The following is a 13943-nucleotide window of genomic DNA, read 5'->3' on the forward strand; positions in this document are numbered from 1 at the left end:
TATGAACCAACCTATTAAAAGAAGATTATTATTTGGTGAGCGAATGTTACTGGGAGACGGAACAGAACCGTTCAATGCGGTGATCCCTTTCAGGCTCAGAGGTACCTTTACTTTGAAGGATATCCAGCAGGCTTTGGCTCAGATCCAGCAAAAACATCCGTGGTTAAGAGCGCTTATTGCTCACGATGATCAAAATATCCCCTGGTTTGATGTTCCTGAAAACCCGATCTCCATTCCGGTGCGAATTATTGCCAGACAAGGAGAAGATCAGTGGCAGGAAGAATCCAAAAGGGAATGGAATACTTTATTCGATCCTAAAAAATTACCTCTTATCCGGTTTGTCTGGATCAAGGGGGAAGACGTTTCTGACATGCTGTTTGCGTTCCACCATTGTTTATGCGATGGTGGTTCTGCAATGGCTTTCCTTTATGAGTTTTTAAAAGTATTGGATGATCCAAAAGCTGATATTGGGATAGAAAGTCCTATTTTAGGCATTCAGGATGTCGTTCCGGCGAATATTTTAAACAGCCGGAAGAAAAAATTAAAAGCCAAATTCATCGGAAGATTAGCGGCTACAGCCATCAAAGTTATTCCTACCGGTAAAAAATCTATTGACCGTCAAAATGATTATTTAATCAATTGGAAAATAGATGAAACGGTAAGCCAGCAGCTGATTTCCTATTGCAAAGCTAATGGTGCTACCGTGAACACGTTTTTAAGTGCTGCTTTGCTTCAGGCTTTCAAGAAAGTAAAAGGAGCCGGAGCTTTCAATAAAGTGTCCTGCCCTGTAGACATCAGACGTTTTGCTACCCAGATCAAAAACGATCATATTTTTGCTTTTGGATTGATGATCGTAGTTTCTGCCAATGAAAAGCTGAGCTTTATAGAGAATTTACATGCGATGCAGGCTTCTGTAGAACGTAAAACCTCCAAGCTTGATCCTTATATTACCATGATGGTGATGGAATCCGGACATGATGCATTGAATAATTTCACCAAACTTTTAAAGAACGGAAAATCCTCTAATGACTGTATGTTTTCCAATCTGGGACGCATTCAGATTCCTCATGAATATAAAGAATTTTCAGTAGATACTATTTTCAGTCCGTCTGTGATTGGTCCGCTGGGAAATACCACCACACTGGTCGTTTCTACCTACCGTGGGAAAATGGATTTTTCATTTGTAGGAAGTGAAGGCTATTTACCGTATACCGATGCCCTGGCCATCCGTGATGAAATCATGAAGATTATTAAGCTGCAACTGGAATATATCGCCGTATCATGATCAAAAGAAAACTAATGATGGTGGAAAGGATCATGTATGTAGATCCCGAGACCCCTGTAAACTGCGTATTTGCAGCGAAAATAAAAGGAGAATTTCCGGAGCAGAATTTTAAAACTGCTCTGGAAAAAATCCAGCAGAAACATGCCTTGTTAAGAGTGGTTATAGACTCTAAAAGCGAGAAATACCCCTTTTTTATAGAAGAAAAAGACATCGCTCCTATCCCACTCCGCATTGTAGAAAGAAAAACAGATGAAGACTGGCTTACCGAGTCTCAGAAAGAATGGAAAATCTTATTTGAGAAAGAGAAAACACCGCTTGCCCGCGTAGTATGGGTAAGAGGACAGGATGTTTCTGAAGTGTTTTGGGCCATCCCTCATTGTATTTCAGACGGAACCACCGGAGTGACTTTAATGAAGGAACTTCTTCAGCTTTTGGATGATCCTTCTTTGGAATTGGAGCCTTATGAGCCTTTCTCTTCAGTGGATGAATTTCTCCCTTCCCACTTTAATGTAAAAAGTAAGAAATTCAAAGCCAGACTTTATCTGACCTTTGCCAGGTTCTTCTTTATGCTGCAACAGAAAAGCAAAAAGAGAAACCTTGGAAAAGACTATGTTCTTCACCAAAAACTGGATAAGGCCACAACGTCCCAAATCACTGAAAGATGTAAAGCCAATGGCATTTCCGTACATGCTTTGCTTTGTTCTGCCTTCATGCAGGCATTCCGGGAAGTGAAAGGGAAAGAAGCCAAGGGTAAAGTGATCAGTCCGGTAGATGTGCGCCATTTTATTCCGGAGATCAAAGAAGATCATTTATTTGCCTTTGCCCCAACGGTGGATCTTGCGATTAAAAAAGGAAGCTCCGATCTGTTGAACAATGCCAGACAGATTAAAGAAGACCTTACTCAGAAAATAGGAAAAATGGAAGCCCGCGAACTGCTGTGGATGGGTGAACAGATGCACCCGATCGTAGACCGTATGATCTCCATGCTCAAATCCAGCAATGGCGGCCATGATGTAACCCTCTCCAATATGGGCAGGATCAATATCCCGAATGAGTACAAAAACTTCAGCATTGAAACCATTTTCAGTCCTACGGTAGCCTTCCCATGGCTGAACTCAAATACTTTGGTGACGAGCACCTACAACCATCAGATGGATTTTATATTTTTGTCCAACGAAGACTTCCTTCCCAAAGCGGAAGCCGCCAAAATAAAAGAGAAAGCCATAGCGCTAATGACCACCTCATGAAATTGAAATTTAAGCCGAAGCCACCTAAAAAGCTCAAAAAAACTACCCTTAAACGCTTTCTCATCAAGCGTACGATTTATTATGTCCTTCCGAATGTATTTTTCAATTTCATCATTGCCTATGCCAGCTTCAAAGAATTAGGCTACACCCATTTTTTCTCCGGCGAACAGAATCTGGCCCGCCTTACCTTACCCATGGCCCTGTTTCTCCCCGTTGTCCTCACCATAGACATCATCAAAAGAGTAACCGATGCCGCCGGACAAGGCGCCATTGAATTTACCGTAGATGAACAGTTGAATATTAAAAAACTGATGACCAAGCTGAGTATTCTGCATGGCGTGATTACCTGTTCTTTCGTTTTAGCGATGCTTTTCTTAGGGCAGTATAATTTCTCAAAGGATTATAAGTTGGATGCTACGGCGATGGCTGTTGTGGTGGGGATATTGGCAGGAGTGCTGTCTGTGGTGTTTGTGTATTTGCCGGTGTGGAGGTTGAGGAGGTGGATGTGTAGGAGGATTGAGATTGTAGCATAAACTCAAACGAGACACCTCTCTATTTAAAAATGAAAAGATGTAATCTCAGTATTTCATTCTGAACGATTACATCTTTTATAAATTTCAACATTATTTCACGACCTTCATTGGTGGTGGCGGAAGCTGTTTTTGCGGTAGATAATTATCAATCTCATCTTGTGTAATAATTTCTTTTTTAGCAGACTCAAAGTCAATTGTAAAATCAGCAGATTTTGCTAAATCATCCTGTTTATAAATTTTATCTTTCAGCAAATTGATAATATTATTAAAACCAGCATCCATAAATGGATTAATAAAACAGAGCTTATCTTTTTTCCCTCCAACCTGGAATGTAATATAGTTCCTATTCCCTGCATATCCCTGATTTTTATCCAGCTGCTTTTTCACAACAAAGTCTTTCATCTTTTTTGATGATAGCTGATTAATTTTTTCAATCTCATCTTCGGTTAACTGATATTTATAATAGACTTCGTCTCTAGATCTTTTTAAGTAGACACTTAATATCCCTTGTTTATCTATCTTCGAATAGGAATATATTTTGATATTATTACTGGGTTCTACATCATAAGTAATCAATTTAAAATCACCCAGTTTCAATTTTTGAGCATTAAATAATACTCCAGTACATAATACAATTAATAAAAAGATTTTTTTCATTTCTGGTTTAGAATAATATTTCATAAATATACTATAAAGCAAGAAATCTAGCAATGCTGGACTTCATCTAAAATTAGTAAAAAAAGACTCTTAAATATTTTTCTTTTGAAATGAGAAGGTACAACAAACAACAGAATGTTGTATAACTTAATTACCGTTCTGTTCTATGAATACTACTTTTACAAAGTATAATCTATCAAAAGATTACAAACTAGATACAATGGTTGTGGTAATAGGAATTTTGTCTGTGATGTTTGTGTATTTGCCGGTGTGGAGGTTGAGGAGGTGGATGTGTAGGAGGATATTGACAGTATAAATTAATTCAAAAAAATATTAAAAAGTGAAAGTCCAAAGTTTAAATTTTGGACTTTCACAATATTTATATATTATCAAAATACTAAGCATAGATATTAACTCCATTTTTAAAAACTAATTAAAAAAATTAAATTTTATAAGTTTATGTATATTTGTTAAATTAGTTTATTTTATGCCTGATGTACATTCTAAAAAAGTAAGGAGTTATAATATGAGCAAAATTAAGGGTAAGGATACTAAACCTGAAATTCTGGTCAGAAAATTTCTTTTCGGAAAAGGATTGCGATATAGACTACATGATAAAAAGCTTCCGGGAAAACCTGATTTAGTCTTTCCAAAATATAAAAAAATAATTTTTGTACATGGTTGTTTTTGGCATGGTCATGAGGATTGCAAGTATTTTGTTATACCAAAAACAAGAACAGAATGGTGGCTAAATAAAATTAATAGAAATATAGAAAAAGATATGGAGAGTATACACAAGCTAAAAAATGAAGGATGGAAAGTTTATATAGTTTGGGAGTACGATCTGAAAAGCAACAAAAGAGAAAATGTACTTAATACTCTTTATAATAAAATTATAAATTAAATTGATACCAATAATTGACATATTTGCAGGTCCTGGTGGCCTTGGTGAAGGATTCTCATCCTTACGGGATGACAATGGAGAAAGAATATTTAAAATCAAATTGTCTATAGAAAAAGATCCATATGCACACCAAACTTTAAAACTCAGAAGTTTTTTTAGAGAATTTAATATTGGTCAGGTGCCAGATGATTATTATGCTTTTGTAAGAGGCGAAATCACTCTTACCGAATTATATAAAAAACATCCAGAACAAGCGGCATCAGCTGAATTGGAAGCATGTTGTGGTACATTAGGAGAACCTGATAAAGGAGATACCAATGCATTGACAAACGAAGAAGTCGATAATAAAATTCAGGACGCTCTGGAAGGACGAACTAACTGGGTTCTGATCGGGGGCCCACCATGTCAGGCCTATTCACTGGTTGGCAGGTCAAGAAGGCAGGAAAAAATACTCGATGAAGCTAAAGACAAAAGAGTTGGTCTTTACAAGGAGTATCTGAGAATAATTGCTGTTCATCAACCTGCTGTTTTTGTGATGGAAAATGTAAAAGGAATATTATCTGCTAAAACAGAAGACAGTCAGATTTTCAGTAAAATTTTGGATGACCTTTCAGACCCTATAGGAGCTTGTATTTCTGAAGGAGAAATAACTAATAATAATCAACCACATATTAGATACAGAATATATTCTTTAACAAAATTACCTACTAATTATGATCTTTATGGCAATCCAGTATTTAAATCTACTGATTTTATTATTAAGTCTGAAGAATATGGAATCCCTCAAAAAAGACATAGAGTAATTTTATTAGGAGTTCGTGAGGATATTCCTGCACCAGAACAAATTCTTGAAAAAAGTGATGAAATTCCCCTTTCCTCTGTTATTGGGAGCCTACCGGAAATACGAAGTGGTATTACCCGTAGCTTCACTCATTTTACTATGGAGTCTGATGAAGAAGGGAAACTGAAAAAAAAGAGACATTATGAAAAAGTAAATGATTGCTTTGAAGAATGGTCAGCTTATATGGAGGATTTTAATAATCAGATTACTGATGTTCTTGGAGTTGGGGTAGAACAATTAAGACTTCCGGAGACTTTAGGTGAAGAATATATTCCTATAGAAAATTATGATTTAGCAGCAGACCACCCATTATCAAACTGGTATTCAGACAATAACCTTAACGGAATTCTTCATCATGTATCACGTAAACATTTACTTCAGGACATCAAAAGATATATGTTTGCGAGTCGTTATGCGGAGTTGCATGGTAATTTTCCTCGTCTTGAAGATTACAGAGATGCCGGAGATGATTTAATGCCAGATCATGAAAATGCTGAATCAGGGAAATTTACAGATCGCTTCCGGGTACAACTCCCAAACATACCAGCTACTACAATTACAAGTCACATTTCTAAAGATGGGCATTATTTTATTCACTATGATCCACAACAAAGCAGAAGCTTTTCGGTAAGAGAAGCTGCTCGTGTACAGACTTTTCCTGATAATTACTATTTCTGTGGTGGAAGAACTCAGCAGTTCCATCAAGTGGGCAATGCAGTTCCTCCATATTTGGCATATCAGATTGCTCAAATAGTTAAAAACCTTGTACCAGATGAGAATGAAAACTAATATACTTGGATTATATACTGCTTTATATCTTGCAAAATTTAATGAAGAAGCGTATTTTAAAGAATAGAAAACAGCAAATATGAATAAAAACTATAACTATGGATATAAATCATTTAAAAAAATATGAGTGTGAGAATGCCCCACCACATGCAGGTAATATGATTAAAGGGTACCGTTCCATTGGGTATAATTTAGGAACTGCTGTCGCCGATATTATTGATAATAGTATTGCTGCAGATGCAAAAAATATATGGATTGATTTTGAATGGAATGGTAAGAATACTGCATTAACAATAACAGATGATGGAAATGGAATGTCACTCAAGGAACTAGTTATTGCTATGACTCCTGCATCAAAGGACCCTTTATTAGAAAGATTTGATGATGATTTGGGAAGGTTTGGTTTAGGATTAAAAACGGCTTCTTTTTCCCAATGTCGTATTCTTACTGTTGCAACTAAACAACTAAATACAGATATTATTTTTCGATCATGGAATATGGATTATGTTAATGAAGCAGGTTGGAAATTGTTAAATTACCTTAATGATGAAACTTTAATTAACAGACTCTTGGACTCGAAAAAAGGAACAACTGTAATATGGCAGGATATTGATCATCTTACAAAAAATACTATAAAAGAAAATCAAAAAGATTTAGAAATTTTTCTGACAAAAATAAAACAAATGGAGATGCATCTTTCAATGGTTTTTCATTTGTTTATTCAGACTAAAAAACTTAATATTAGTATTAATAATGTTAAAATTCGGGCTTGGGATCCTTATATTACGACTAATCATCACACTCAAAAAGGAATAGAATATATACTGAGAGATGGAATAACTGTACAGTCATTTATTCTTCCTCATACATCTGAATTATCCAAAGAAGACTTTGATAATGGAGGATGGATAAAAGGGTGGAATGCTCAGCAAGGATTCTATATTTACCGTAATAATCGTATGATTATAGCTGGAGAATGGCTAGGAATGTACAAGCAGGAAGAACATAATAAGTTGTCTCGCATTAAAGTAAATATTCCAAATACAGCGGAATCAGATTTAGAATGGCAATTAGATATTAAAAAATCTGTTATTCAAGTTCCTCATGATATTCGCCAAAAATTGAAAAATATTGCTGATGAATCGAGAAAAGATGCAGTAGAAGTTTATCGGAAAATTGGAAAAAGGGAAAAAAGAAAATCTACTAAAGAAGATATTCCAGTTTGGATGCCACATAAAAGAAAAGGGAAAAGAGGTTATCAAATAAATAAAGAGCATCCCCTGATAAAAAACTTTATTTATGAAAACAGTCATAATAAAGCAAAGCTGAACCGTTTTTTTTATCTACTGGAAGAAACATTACCTCTTTCAATGATTATTATAAATGAAAGTGAATACAAAGACATGCAGCAACTTCCTTTTGAAGGTAAATCTATGTCTGATCTTATAAATATGATAACTGAATTATACCAATCTCTTGTGAATATTGGTCTATCACATGAAGATGTAATTGAGGAAATTCTTCGGACTGAACCATTTAATCACTACCCTGAATTAACAGAAAATATTCAAAATGAACATTAATTTGATAGAACTTGAAACTGAAAAACATCACTTTCTTACACCTGCTGCGGGTACAAATTTTGGACATGCAGCATCTATATGCCTAGAAAGCCAAGGGCATGATATTAGTGTAGATATTGCTGGAGAGGGCCATTATTGCAAGATTTATAAAACAATCCGTTATGATGTGAATAATCAGATGAAGCGTACTTGGGGAGATGAAGAGTACACAACAGAACAGGGTGCATATGGTGTTGCTCTTTTAGTGGCATCAGCAGAAATGAATGTAAAAGCAATAGAAAAATCTAGAAAAAAAACAGGTATAGACTATTGGTTAGGAACAGAAGATAACGACTTCTTGTTCCAAAGAAAAGTAAGGTTAGAAGTTTCAGGAATTAGAAATGGAACAGATTATCAACTAAATCAAAGATTTGATAATAAAATGGAGCAGTCAGAAAAATCAGATACAACAAAATTACCTGCTTTAATTGTTGTAGTAGAGTTTAGTTCCCCACGTATAAAAACAGGATTAAGAAACATATTATGACAAATGAAAAACTAGAAGAATTTCATCGTATTGCGATGGATAATGCTGAATTAGCTCTGATAGCATTGCATAATAATGACATTGAAAAATTTCAAGCATTATCAGCTGAAGCATTCTTTTATGAAAAGAAAGCTGCTCTTGGATTATACAATGAGCAAATAGAACCATCTCGCTCTATACTTTTTAGAAGTGCTGCTTATATAGCTTTAGACAATGCTGATTTCTCTGAAGCTCAAAAACTATATGAATATGCATTGGATGGTGATATTCCCGGAGAAATGAAAGAAGAACTGGAAGAACTTAAAACGGAAATAGATCGTATCAAGACAGAAAATGAAAGCCTAATACAAAATACTCTTACATTTTTGAATACCCGTCCTCGCCCAATAAAAAAAGAAGAAATAGAAGCTGATGTAACAAGAGCCTCACGTGCTTTTGAATCAAAAGAGATTAATTGGAAATATGTATATAGCTACCTAGAAAAACAATTTAGTATTGAAGCAGAAAAACACATAACTATAAATGAAAAAGACACATACGAACCATGGGTACATAATAAAAAAGGAATTGTCAAAAAACGTTTTTGGGAAAGATATATAAATTATCTCCAAAAAGAAAAAGAATGGGCTCCTGACACACTCGATAAACTTGATGATATTACAGATGATATTTTAGATCATTTAAAAGATCCAACCAGCAAAGGTGACTGGGATAAAAAAGGGTTAGTTGTAGGGCAGGTACAATCTGGAAAGACAAGTAATTATACAGGTCTGATATGCAAAGCAGCTGATTATGGTTTTAAAATAATTGTTGTTTTGGCGGGAACAACTAATGATCTTCGCTCCCAAACTCAATTAAGAATAGATGAAGGGTTCCTTGGCTGGGACACAAAAGTAGATAGAGAAGGTTATGAAAGCAGGCATTTCGGAGTTAGCAAATATGATTCCTCACCTCAAGCTCATTATTTTACAACGAGTGCAATAGATGGGGATTTTAAAACAACAGCAAGACATATAATTGGTACCAACCCTCGAAGTGGCCATATAATTGTTATAGTCAAAAAACATCCTACAATCCTAAAAGAATTTATTCGTTGGTTTGCAGAAAGAGGAGAAAATCAAAGAGACGGAAAAACACTTGTAAAAAAACTACCTTTGCTTTTAATTGATGATGAAGCAGATAATGCATCAATCAATGTCTCACCTCAAAGCATTTCTACCATTAATGGACTTATACGTTCATTATTGTCTCTTTTCCAACAAAGTGCATATGTTGGTTATACCGCAACTCCCTTTGCCAATGTATTTATTCCACTAACAGAAGAAGAAAATCATATACCAAAAGGGTTGAATATTCAACTTAATGAATTTTGGAAATATTCAGGAAAGGATCTTTTTCCAAAAGACTTTATCATAAATATTCCTCCTCCATCCAATTATATTGGCCCCAAAGAAATATTTGGTATTGATACAACTATAACGACTAACTTAGATGAGGTTAAAGGATTACCATTGATAAGAGAATTTACTGTTGATACCTATCAAAAATATTATCCTGATAAACATAAAAAAGATGATACTCTACCTGAAGAGTTGCCAGAAAAGCTTAAAGAGGCCATCAAATCATTTATATTAGTTTGTGCCATTAGAAGAGTCCGGGGGCAAATTGATGTCCATAATTCTATGCTCATACATGTTACCCGATTTATAAAATGGCAAAACAAAACAGCAACACTGGTTAATAGATTATTGAAGTTTTATCAACAGCAAATTCAATATAAACAAGGAACTCTTATTTCAGAACTTAAACAATTATATAATAGAGATTTTGTAGTCACAACAGAAATAATCAAAAATATTCCTGACACTAAAGATAGTTCTATATATAAAGTGGAATGGTTTGAAATAGAAACACAGTTAAGAAAAGCTGTGTCAAAAATTCAAGTGCGAGCAATTCACGGAGATAAAACCCAAGACGGCTTAGAGTTTGACAATATTACTTCTCTTGATTACTATGATCATCGTAAAAGAGGGCTTTCCGTTATTGCTATTGGAGGAAATAAACTTTCAAGAGGGCTTACTCTCGAAGGGCTTTCGGTAAGCTACTATTTACGAGCAACTAAAATGTATGACACACTTATGCAAATGGGCAGATGGTTTGGATATCGTCCAGGATATTTGGATTTATGTCGCTTATATACCAGTGAGGACCTAGTAAAATGGTACAAATATATCACTGTTGCCTCTGAAGAGTTGAGAAATGAATTTGAGGATATGAAAATGGAACGCAAAAGTCCTAAAGAATTCGGCATAAAAGTCAGACAAGATCCTGATGTTCTGCAAATAACAGCTACTAATAAAATGAAGAGTAGTCAGGAAATGGAATTAACTTTTTCTGATAAATTAAGAGAAACGTGGTGTTTCAGAAGAAATAGAAACCTTTTTGAAGATAATTTTAAACATACACATACTTTTATTAATTCATTAGGAGCTCCTAATAAAAAAAATGGGCAAGAATATGTTTGGTATAAAACTGGAAATTATCAAGATGTGATCCGGTTTCTTAAAGGATATGTGGCAGATAACAAACTAGAACACGAAAAAATAATTGAATATATCACACAGCAGGTTACAGTAAACTTTCTAACTAATTGGACAATCGTATTAATTTCGAATAAAAACAAACAACAATATTCTTTTAAAATTGAAAATGAAGATACCTCTATAGGTACAACTATGAGAACCGATGCAAATAAAGGAAATGGTAATTACTATGAAGTCAATAGAAGCCATATTATCGATCCCACACATGAATTTATTGATTTTGATACAAAAAGTCATACTTATACAGAAGCCCTTCATCTAACAATTGAAGATTGGAAAAAAAGTGAACGAAAAAACAAAAGTAAAAAGCAACCTACTATCCCTTCCGGAAAAAACATACGTGCAAAAAGAGCCATTACAGAAGGATTATTACTAATATATCCACTTGATCCTAAACCTAATGGATGGGAAAATTCCTCTATTGATGTTCCTTTAATAGGATATGCCATCAGTTTTCCAAAAAATGAAAACGATAAAAAAATAAAATATAGAGTTAACCAAGTCTTCATGGATGAATATGAATATGATGATGACATTGAATTAGAAGAAATTGACCTGCAATAATACGGTAGCTCATCTCTTACGAAATTAAGATAATCTTCCTTTTTGCAAACGAGCAATTAAATAGTGTAATGTAGATTCTATAGAATGATAAAGTGTATGAATAAATAAAACGCTCTGTTTGTCATTCCGAAGGGAATCTAACCTCGCATATTTGACATTTCATCTTAAACCATTAAGAAAAAATTAAGGATATAAGAATATTAAGAGAAGCTTCGCTTTAAGGTTGCGGCTAAAGAAAATCTTTGATTTTCATCTTAACTTTTCTTAATAACTTAAAACTTCTTAATGGGTTAAAAAATAGAGTTTCATTGCAATTATTATTTAACCACTTAAGTTATTTCAAGTAACAAGCTTTGAGCATAGAAAGTATACTAAAGTTTTATAAAATCTTTGATTTTCTTCTAAAGTGAACTAAAGTGTTTTAAATAAAAACTTTTGTGACTTTTGTGGTTAAAAATTATAGTGTTTACTCCAGTTCACCAGATGATTTCTCCTAACTCCTACGCCCCTCATAATACTTTAACATCCTTTATGCCCATCCCTCGATAAATTTTCGTTCTTTTGCAAAGTTTTAATTTATTAAGTAACCGCATGTCGAAGTTTGATGAAATCCGGTATTTTCATGATCATGAAGTGAATGAAAGATTACAGAGCATAGCCCGTGATCCGATGATGAAAGCACTGATGAACTTTACTTTTCCCGGCGTGGATGAGCAGGTTTGGCTGGAGCAGTTTAAAAATGTGCATTCCATTAGTGATTTCCAGCATCAGTTTGTGGCGTTTGCCGTTCGGCAGATCCTTGCGAAAAGCTCCGATGGCTTAACGACTTCGGGCTTCGATAAGCTGGATAAAAATACCCCTTACCTTTTCATCTCGAATCACAGGGATATTGTACTGGATACTTCACTGCTTAATCTTGTACTGTTGGAAGGAGGATATATTATGACCGCTTCTGCCATCGGAGATAACCTGGTTCGCAAAAACTTCTTAAACGTTCTGGCTAAACTGAACCGAAACTTTTTGGTACAAAGAGGCCTGCCGCTTCGTGAGCAGCTTACAAGCTCACAGACGATGTCTGAGTATATTAAGGAACAGCTGTTTCAGGAAAACCGCTCTGTATGGATTGCCCAGCGTGAAGGCCGTGCTAAAGACGGGAATGATGCCACTCAGCAAGGAGTTTTAAAAATGTTGGCTATGGCTGCCGGAGACCAGTCATTAATAGATTATTTTAAAACATTAAAGATCGTTCCTATCTCCATTTCCTATGAATATGATCCTACAGATTCTTTAAAAATGCCTCAACTCCTGGCACAACACAGGGATGAGGAATACATCAAAGGAAAAAACGAAGATTTTAATACCATACTCAGCGGAATTTTAGGGCAAAAGAAAAGAATTCATATCCATGCCGGTGATGTTATTGATACTGAATTGGATCATATTGCCGCTACGATTGAGAATAAAAACAAACAGTTGCAGGCTATTGCACAGCTTATTGATGATTCCATCATTAAGAATTACAAACTTTGGCCTACAAAATATATAGCCTACGATCTGCTCAACAATACAGACACCTACGCTTCTCAATATACAGAACAGGAAAAACAATTGTTTATCCGAAGATTAGAGATGCGTATTGATCCGTCTGATCCTGTTTCTAAAGAATATTTCCTGGCGATGTATGCTAACCCTTTGGTGAATAAATTAAAGGCTGAAGAGAAATAATTTCTTTACCCACAGATCTGCACAGATATTTTTTTAGCCACTAATGCACGAATGAATAAAAAATTCGTGTATTAGTGGCTAAAATTTTGAGAGGTTTTATAAACGCAAAGATTTTATATTCATTCCGTAAAAGTTTAAGGGAGCAAAGAATTGAATCAATTTCATTGATTCTTACTAAGTATACGAATAGATATAAAGCTTCGTCAGCGACAAAGTCGCGCTTCTTAGCTTCCTTAAAATATCCATTACTCCCCTTAAACCTTTGCGTTTTTAAAAAAAATAATTTAAAACCACAGATATGCACAGGTTTTAATACAAAAACTTAGAAATAGTTTAAGATATTTTTTGGCCACTAATGCACGAATGGATAAAAAATTCGTGAATTCGTGGCTAAAATTTTGAGAGGTTTTATAAACGCAAAGATTTTATATTCATACCGTATTATTTCAAGAGAGTAAAGAGTTGAATCAATTTCATTGATTCTTACTAAGTATACGAATAGATATAAAGCTTCGTCAGCGACAAAGTCGCGTTTCTTAGCTTCCTTAAAATATCCATTATTCCCCTTAAACCTTTGCGTTTTTAAAAAAAATAATTTAAAACCACAGATATGCACAGGTTTTAATACAAAAACTTAGAAATAGTTTAAGATATTTTTTGGCCACTAATGCACGAATGGATAAAAA

At 34.6% G+C, this 13943-nt stretch carries 10 protein-coding genes; 9 read left to right on the plus strand and 1 reads right to left on the minus strand.

Annotation, left to right across the window (positions count from 1 at the left end; all coding sequences use genetic code 11):
* The first annotated feature begins 1 nt into the window (after position 1).
* Genes OK18_RS00845 through OK18_RS00855 form a run of 3 tightly spaced genes read left to right on the plus strand, consistent with a single transcriptional unit; the run spans position 2 to position 3065 of the window.
* A complete protein-coding gene (locus OK18_RS00845; RefSeq protein ID WP_053326768.1) occupies positions 2 to 1285 on the plus strand; it encodes a condensation domain-containing protein in 1284 nt (427 codons plus the stop codon).
* Positions 1282 to 2532 (plus strand): condensation domain-containing protein, encoded by a 1251-nt coding sequence (locus OK18_RS00850; protein ID WP_053326769.1) that lies wholly within the window; start codon positions 1282 to 1284, stop codon positions 2530 to 2532. Before OK18_RS00845 ends, OK18_RS00850 begins: the two co-directional genes overlap by 4 nt.
* Positions 2529 to 3065, plus strand: a complete 537-nt coding sequence (locus tag OK18_RS00855) for a hypothetical protein (protein WP_053326770.1) — start codon at positions 2529 to 2531, stop codon at positions 3063 to 3065. Before OK18_RS00850 ends, OK18_RS00855 begins: the two co-directional genes overlap by 4 nt.
* A 90-nt stretch (positions 3066 to 3155) precedes the next feature.
* Here OK18_RS00855 and OK18_RS00860 read toward each other — a convergent pair whose 3' ends face one another.
* Positions 3156 to 3722 (minus strand): hypothetical protein, encoded by a 567-nt coding sequence (locus tag OK18_RS00860; protein ID WP_156173193.1) that lies wholly within the window; start codon positions 3720 to 3722, stop codon positions 3156 to 3158.
* 487 nt (positions 3723 to 4209) lie between these two features.
* Here OK18_RS00860 and OK18_RS00865 point away from each other — a divergent pair, with 487 nt between their 5' ends.
* The 6 genes from OK18_RS00865 (at position 4210) to OK18_RS00890 (ending at position 13257) form a co-directional block, all read left to right on the plus strand.
* Complete coding sequence (locus OK18_RS00865; RefSeq protein WP_053326772.1) at positions 4210 to 4626, plus strand: very short patch repair endonuclease; 417 nt, start codon at positions 4210 to 4212, stop codon at positions 4624 to 4626.
* 1 nt (position 4627) lies between these two features.
* Positions 4628 to 6256, plus strand: coding sequence for a DNA cytosine methyltransferase (locus tag OK18_RS00870; protein WP_228377673.1), 1629 nt, complete (start codon positions 4628 to 4630; stop codon positions 6254 to 6256).
* A gap of 98 nt (positions 6257 to 6354) precedes the next feature.
* The gene (locus OK18_RS00875) at positions 6355 to 7839 is read left to right on the plus strand and encodes an ATP-binding protein (RefSeq protein ID WP_053326774.1); all 1485 of its coding nucleotides are present in this window, start codon (positions 6355 to 6357) and stop codon (positions 7837 to 7839) included.
* A complete protein-coding gene (locus OK18_RS00880; protein WP_053326775.1) occupies positions 7829 to 8365 on the plus strand; it encodes a hypothetical protein in 537 nt (178 codons plus the stop codon). The genes OK18_RS00875 and OK18_RS00880 overlap by 11 nt, the downstream gene beginning before the upstream one ends.
* Positions 8362 to 11532 (plus strand): Z1 domain-containing protein, encoded by a 3171-nt coding sequence (locus tag OK18_RS00885; protein WP_053326776.1) that lies wholly within the window; start codon positions 8362 to 8364, stop codon positions 11530 to 11532. Before OK18_RS00880 ends, OK18_RS00885 begins: the two co-directional genes overlap by 4 nt.
* 591 nt (positions 11533 to 12123) lie before the next feature.
* The gene (locus OK18_RS00890; protein ID WP_053326777.1) at positions 12124 to 13257 is read left to right on the plus strand and encodes a 1-acyl-sn-glycerol-3-phosphate acyltransferase; all 1134 of its coding nucleotides are present in this window, start codon (positions 12124 to 12126) and stop codon (positions 13255 to 13257) included.
* Positions 13258 to 13943: the final 686 nt, after the last annotated feature.

This window comes from Chryseobacterium gallinarum, from assembly GCF_001021975.1.
Classification (GTDB): domain Bacteria; phylum Bacteroidota; class Bacteroidia; order Flavobacteriales; family Weeksellaceae; genus Chryseobacterium; species Chryseobacterium gallinarum.

Excerpts from the sequence above, each read along its gene's own strand:
- OK18_RS00845 (WP_053326768.1), top strand. The coding sequence starts at position 2 with ATGAACCAACCTATTAAAAGAAGATTATTATTTGGTGAGCGAATGTTA.
- OK18_RS00850 (WP_053326769.1), top strand. The coding sequence starts at position 1,282 with ATGATCAAAAGAAAACTAATGATGGTGGAAAGGATCATGTATGTAGAT.
- OK18_RS00855 (WP_053326770.1), top strand. The coding sequence starts at position 2,529 with ATGAAATTGAAATTTAAGCCGAAGCCACCTAAAAAGCTCAAAAAAACT.
- OK18_RS00860 (WP_156173193.1), bottom strand. The coding sequence starts at position 3,722 with ATGAAAAAAATCTTTTTATTAATTGTATTATGTACTGGAGTATTATTT.
- OK18_RS00865 (WP_053326772.1), top strand. The coding sequence starts at position 4,210 with ATGCCTGATGTACATTCTAAAAAAGTAAGGAGTTATAATATGAGCAAA.
- OK18_RS00875 (WP_053326774.1), top strand. The coding sequence starts at position 6,355 with ATGGATATAAATCATTTAAAAAAATATGAGTGTGAGAATGCCCCACCA.
- OK18_RS00880 (WP_053326775.1), top strand. The coding sequence starts at position 7,829 with ATGAACATTAATTTGATAGAACTTGAAACTGAAAAACATCACTTTCTT.
- OK18_RS00885 (WP_053326776.1), top strand. The coding sequence starts at position 8,362 with ATGACAAATGAAAAACTAGAAGAATTTCATCGTATTGCGATGGATAAT.
- OK18_RS00890 (WP_053326777.1), top strand. The coding sequence starts at position 12,124 with ATGTCGAAGTTTGATGAAATCCGGTATTTTCATGATCATGAAGTGAAT.